The organism is Corallococcus aberystwythensis (assembly GCF_003612165.1).
Taxonomy (GTDB): Bacteria; Myxococcota; Myxococcia; order Myxococcales; family Myxococcaceae; genus Corallococcus; species Corallococcus aberystwythensis.
In genome coordinates, this window is the sequence record NZ_RAWK01000455.1 from 1 (window position 1) to 4,256 (window position 4,256).

Consider the following 4,256-nt stretch of genomic DNA (forward strand, 5'->3'; position numbering starts at 1 on the left):
CACCACCACCACCCGCTTGCCCTGTGCGCTCATGACGGTGTCCTCAGGAAGCGCGACGCGACAGCCGGGTGATGAGGGCATCCAGCAGGTCCCTCAGACCGTGGGGGTTGGGCAACGCCGACAGACTCCGCCGCGCCGCGCGCGACGCCCGCTCCACCGCGCGCTCACACGCCGCACGGCCGCCAAAGTGCTCCACCAGCTCCCGCGCGCGGGCCAGCGCCGCGTCGTCCTTGCACTCCACCGGCAGCGCCCACAGGCGCTCCAGCTCCTCGCGGCCCTCGGGCGTCGCGCGCACGTACGCGGCCACCACCGGGAAGGTGCGCTTGGCCTGGAGGAAGTCGCCGTCGGACGCCTTGCCCGCCACGGCCGCGTCGCCAAACAGGCCGATGAGGTCGTCGCGCAGCTGGTACGCGAGCCCCACCGAGCGCCCCACCCGCTCCAGGCCCTGCTGGAGCGCCACGTCCGCGCCGCCCAGCATCGCGCCGCACACCAGCGGGGCGCAGAAGCCGTAGCGCGCCGTCTTGAGGTGCGCCACGCGCAGCGTCTGGAAGAGCGTCATCTCCGCCAGCGGCACGCGCGCCAGGTCCAGGTCCAGGAACTGCCCGGCGGCCGTGTGCCGGCACACGCCCAGGTAGTAGCGCGCCACGCGCGACGCTCCCGGCAGCCCCGACTCCAGCATCGCCTCCAGCGAGCGCGCGAAGAGGTGGTCCCCCATCACCACGGCCAGGTCCTCCCCCGGACGGCCCGGGGCCAGCATCCGGTGCAGCACCGGCCCGCCCCGGCGCAGCTCCGCCTGATCCGCCACGTCGTCGTGGATGAGCAGGAACGTGTGCAGCAGCTCCAGCCCCGCGGCGAAGCGCCACAGCCCGGGCGGCACCGAGGTGCTCTCCCGCGCCAGTCCGTGCCCCGCCAGCACCAGCGCGGGGCGCAGCCGCTTCGCCGGCCGCAGGGCATAGGCCCGCGCCTGGGCCTGGGCCTGTGTCCAACGTGCGTCCAACCCTTGTTCGTCCGGCAGCTCGAACAGCTGGGCGAGCGCGGTCTCCACCTCCGCCTGCACGAGCTGCAGCCAGGCGTGTTCAGGGTATGCCGCTCCGGCGGAGGTCTGCTGCACGTTGGGAAGCAGGGTGGCCATACAGCGGATCTCCGAAGTCGGGAGCACGGCAGCAGCCTTTCCACCTAGAGGTAGCGTTTGCGTCCAGAGATTGTCAAGGCTATGTCTAAGGTTTGCAAAAACCTTGTACACGGGAGGCTCCCGATGAAGGCATGGATCACAGGTGCGTTGACGGTGACCCTGGCGGCGGGGAGCGCGAGTGGCGCCACCCCGGATCCGGAGCCGGTGGACGCGACCTTAAGCACCTCCAAAGGTGAGCGCGTCCAGCTGGCCCGCTGGCGTGGAAAACCCGTCATCCTCTTCTACGAGGACAAGGACTCCACGACACTCAACGCCCCTCTGAAGGCGGAGTTGTTCGCCCGGGGACGGGAGCGGGGGCTGCTCCAGAGCGCCTTCGTCGTCGCCGTCGCCAACCTGGAAAAGTACGACTTCTTCCCCGCGCGGGAGATTGCCCTGTCGTACGTGCGTGACGAGGAGAAGAAGGCCGGCGTGCCCATCCTGGTGGACCTGAAGGGCACCCTGGGCCAGGAGCCCTGGAAGCTGCCCACCAAGACGTCCACGGTGATGCTGCTGGACGCGGAGGGCACGCTCGTCTACCGGCACTCGGGCCGCATGAAGCCGGAGGAGCAGGCCCGCTTCTTCACCGCCCTGAGCCAGCTGGTGGGCCAGGACCTGTCCGCGGAACGTGAGGCGGAGGCCCACCCGTGAGGGTGACCTGCACCGGCGCCACCGGCTTCCTCGGTCCAGGCCTTGTCCAGGGTTTGTTGGAGGCCGGCCACACGGTGCACGTGCTCAGCCGGAACGTGGAACACGCGCTCGGCCGCCTGCCCTCCGGGGTGACGGGCTCCTTCTTCGACGGGAGCACGCCGCTGTCGCCGGACGCGCTGGCCGGGGCCGAAGGGGTGGTGCACCTGGCCGGAGAGCCGGTGGACCAACGTTGGACACACGAGGCGAAGCACCGCATCCACCAGAGCCGCGTGGAGGGCACGCGCGTGCTGGTGGAGGCCATGAAGGGGGCCGGCTGCGTGCGGCACTTCGTCTGCGCGTCGGCGGTGGGCTTCTACGGCGGCGCGCGGGCGGGACAGACGCTGACGGAGGAGGATGCGCCCGGCGACGACTTCCTCGCCCACGTGTGCCAGGGCTGGGAGGCGGAGGCGCTGCGCGCGCAAGAAGCCGGCATCCGCACGGTGCGCCTGCGCATCGGCGTGGTGCTGCACCCGGCGGGCGGCGTGCTGCACCGGATGCTGCCGGTGTTCCGCATGGGCGCGGGCGCGAAGGTGGGCAACGGCCAGCAGTACGTCAGCTGGGTGCACCGCGAGGACCTCTTCGGGCTGATGCGCTTCTCGCTGGAGCACCCCACGCTGTCCGGCCCGGTGAACGCCACGTCGCCGGAGCCCGTCACCAACGCGACCTTCGCGCACACGCTGGGCGCGGTGCTGGAGCGGCCCGCGGCGCTGACGGTGCCGGGGCTCGTGCTCAAGGCGCGCTTCGGGGAGATGGCGCGCGTGGCGCTGGAGGGCCAGCGGGTGATGCCCCGGCGCGCGCTGGAGGCGGGCTTCCAGTTCCGCTACCCCGACCTGACCGGAGCGCTGCGCGACCTGCTGGCGTCCTGATGTCCGCGGGTGGACGCGGGCCCGCCTCGCCGCTGCGTGAGCCCCCGGGCCTCGGGCTTCGGGTGCATACAGTGCGCGCCACGCATGGACGACACCCGGACGCTGGAAGCCCGCGCGCGCAAAGAGGGCACGCCGCTCATCGACGGAGACACCGCCACCTTCGTGTGGAAGGGCCCCCGGCAGGTCTTCCTCCAGGGGGACTTCCAGGACTGGCACGGCAAGCCCCTGCCGCTGGAGCGCGTGGGCAAGGGGCTGTGGGCGCGCTCGCTGGCGCTGCCCGAGGACGCGTATGTCGAGTACGCCCTCCAGGACGCGAAGGGCCGCCGCGTGCGCGACGTGCTCAACCCGCGCCGCTCCGACAACGGCTTCGGTGACTTCAACCACTGCTTCTGGATGCCCAAGGGCCAGCCCACGCCGCTGGGCAAGCGCGGGCGCGACGTGCCGAAGGGCCGCGTGACGCGCCACCAGCTGGAGACGCACGAGTGGGCCGTGGGCAGGAAGCGCGCGGTGTCCCTCTACGCGCCACCCGTGAAGGGCCCCGTGCCGCTCATGGTGGTGCTGGACGGCGACGACTACCTCAAGCGCGTGCAGCTGCCCACGCTGGTGGACAACCTGATCGCCGCGGGCCGCATGCGCCCGGTGGCCATGGCCTTCGTGGCCAACGGCGGCCCGGCCCGCACCGTCGAGTACGGCTGCAACGAGGCCACCGTGGGCTTCCTGGAGCAGCGCGTGCTGCCGCTCGCCCGCGAGCACCTGTCCCTGGTGGATGAGGGGCGCACGCCGGGCGCGCACGCGGTGCTGGGCTCGTCCCTGGGCGGGCTGATGGCGCTCTACGCCGCCCAGCGCCTGCCGCGCGTCTTCGGCCGCGTGCTGTCCCAGTCCGGCGCCTTCGCCATCGAAGGCTCCGACATGGTCGTCTTCGACCTGGCCCGGCGCACCGGCCAGCCGCCCCTGCATGTCTGGATGGACTGCGGCCGCTTCGAAGGCCTCCAGGACGGCAACGAGCGCCTGCTGCCCACCCTCCACGCCACCGGGCACCGCGTCACCTACCGGCCCTACAGCGGAGGCCATAATTACCCCGCGTGGCAGACCAGCCTTCCGGCGGGCCTTGAAGAAATCTTCTCACCCGCTGGGTGACGCATCGCGGCGAAGCGCCGGATTTCCGTCCGGGGCGAAAGTCCCATGGATTCAAGGGCTTGGCCCGAGCAGAAGGCGGCCAAGGCCGGATGATCCAGGATTGAGAGGGGCGTTTGACGCAGCAGGCGGGCAGCCGTGCGGGGCTTGTGGACTGGGAAGCCACGCAACATGGGGGGAGGACGGACCGATAACAGATGTAGGTGCGCAACCCGGCGCGAGTACCGCGACGAGCCTTCCCCCGCCCCTGGAGTCCCCTCATGTCTCGCGTCGATGGTGGCAACCGCCCGTCCCTTCCCCCGAAGCGCTCGGAGTTCGAGCGGTCCGAGCGGAGCGACGTCACGCGCGACAGCAAGCCGGGAGCCGCCCAGGGCCGGACCTGGCTCTTATACACATCT

Annotated in this window: 4 protein-coding genes; 3 read left to right on the top strand and 1 reads right to left on the bottom strand. The window is 71.5% G+C overall.

The genetic code is table 11. The features are described 5' to 3' along the window. Nucleotides 1-43: 43 nt before the first annotated feature. A complete protein-coding gene (locus D7W81_RS40130; RefSeq protein WP_120560595.1) occupies nt 44-1,132 on the bottom strand; it encodes a polyprenyl synthetase family protein in 1,089 nt (362 codons plus the stop codon). 123 nt (nt 1,133-1,255) lie between these two features. On the opposite strand from D7W81_RS40130, the gene D7W81_RS40135 reads away from it, so the two are divergent. The 3 genes from D7W81_RS40135 (at nt 1,256) to D7W81_RS40145 (ending at nt 3,861) form a co-directional block, all read left to right on the top strand. Beyond that, nucleotides 1,256-1,819, top strand: coding sequence for a peroxiredoxin family protein (locus tag D7W81_RS40135; RefSeq protein WP_208721668.1), 564 nt, complete (start codon nt 1,256-1,258; stop codon nt 1,817-1,819). Further along, on the top strand, nt 1,816-2,724 hold the full coding sequence (locus D7W81_RS40140) for a TIGR01777 family oxidoreductase (RefSeq protein WP_120560597.1): 909 nt from the start codon (nt 1,816-1,818) through the stop codon (nt 2,722-2,724). The genes D7W81_RS40135 and D7W81_RS40140 overlap by 4 nt, the downstream gene beginning before the upstream one ends. An 84-nt stretch (nt 2,725-2,808) precedes the next feature. Further along, nucleotides 2,809-3,861 (top strand): alpha/beta hydrolase-fold protein, encoded by a 1,053-nt coding sequence (locus D7W81_RS40145; RefSeq protein ID WP_120560598.1) that lies wholly within the window; start codon nt 2,809-2,811, stop codon nt 3,859-3,861. Nucleotides 3,862-4,256 lie beyond the last annotated feature (395 nt).